Source organism: Schleiferilactobacillus shenzhenensis LY-73, assembly GCF_000469325.1.
Lineage (GTDB): Bacteria > Bacillota > Bacilli > Lactobacillales > Lactobacillaceae > Schleiferilactobacillus > Schleiferilactobacillus shenzhenensis.
Window position 1 is genome coordinate 1 of sequence record NZ_KI271633.1, and the last position, 1,586, is coordinate 1,586.

The 1,586-nt window shown below is 52.9% G+C and carries 1 rRNA gene; it reads left to right on the forward strand.

What is annotated here, in order from left to right:
- A 16S ribosomal RNA gene (locus L248_RS14905) occupies nucleotides 1-1,494 on the forward strand; the annotation flags it as partial.
- Nucleotides 1,495-1,586 lie beyond the last annotated feature (92 nt).

Here is a 1,586-nt window from a genome sequence, read left to right on the forward strand (position 1 = left end):
AGTTCGCGGTGGTGCTTGCACTACCAACTACAGATAACACCGAGTGGCGGACGGGTGAGTAACACGTGGGTAACCTGCCCTTTAGCTGGGGATAACATTTGGAAACAGATGCTAATACCGAATAACCACGGAGACCGCATGGTCTCCGGGTAAAAGGCGGCGTAAGCTGTCACTAAAGGATGGACCCGCGGCGTATTAGCCAGTTGGTGAGGTAACGGCCCACCAAAGCAATGATACGTAGCCGACCTGAGAGGGTAATCGGCCACATTGGGACTGAGACACGGCCCAAACTCCTACGGGAGGCAGCAGTAGGGAATCTTCCACAATGGACGCAAGTCTGATGGAGCAACGCCGCGTGAGTGAAGAAGGCTTTCGGGTCGTAAAACTCTGTTATTGAAGAAGAACGTGTGGGATAGTAACTGATCTCGCAGTGACGGTATTCAATCAGAAAGTCACGGCTAACTACGTGCCAGCAGCCGCGGTAATACGTAGGTGGCAAGCGTTGTCCGGATTTATTGGGCGTAAAGCGAGTGCAGGCGGTCTTTTAAGTCTGATGTGAAAGCCTTCGGCTTAACCGAAGAAGGGCATCGGAAACTGGGAGACTTGAGTGCAGAAGAGGAGAGTGGAACTCCATGTGTAGCGGTGAAATGCGTAGATATATGGAAGAACACCAGTGGCGAAGGCGGCTCTCTGGTCTGTAACTGACGCTGAGGCTCGAAAGCGTGGGTAGCAAACAGGATTAGATACCCTGGTAGTCCACGCCGTAAACGATGAATACTAAGTGTTGGAGGGTTTCCGCCCTTCAGTGCTGCAGCTAACGCATTAAGTATTCCGCCTGGGGAGTACGACCGCAAGGTTGAAACTCAAAGGAATTGACGGGGGCCCGCACAAGCGGTGGAGCATGTGGTTTAATTCGAAGCAACGCGAAGAACCTTACCAGGTCTTGACATCTTCTGCCAGGCTGAGAGATCAGCTGTTCCCTTCGGGGACAGAATGACAGGTGGTGCATGGTTGTCGTCAGCTCGTGTCGTGAGATGTTGGGTTAAGTCCCGCAACGAGCGCAACCCTTATGTTCAGTTGCCAGCATTCAGTTGGGCACTCTGGACAGACTGCCGGTGACAAACCGGAGGAAGGCGGGGATGACGTCAAATCATCATGCCCCTTATGACCTGGGCTACACACGTGCTACAATGGGTGGTACAACGAGCAGCGAGACCGCGAGGTCAAGCGAATCTCTAAAAACCATCCTCAGTTCGGATTGCAGGCTGCAACTCGCCTGCATGAAGCTGGAATCGCTAGTAATCGCGGATCAGCACGCCGCGGTGAATACGTTCCCGGGCCTTGTACACACCGCCCGTCACACCATGAGAGTTTGTAACACCCAAAGCCGGTGGGACAACCGTAAGGAGTCAGCCGTCTAAGGTGGGACAAATGATTAGGGTGAAGTCGTAACAAGGTAGCCGTAGGAGAACCTGCGGCTGGATCACCTCCTTTCTAAGGAAAAAGTCCTGTTGACCTTTGGTCAGCAGGCAACGGAAACCGATACAGTCAAAACTTTGTTCAGTTTTGAGAGGCCTGCCTCTCAA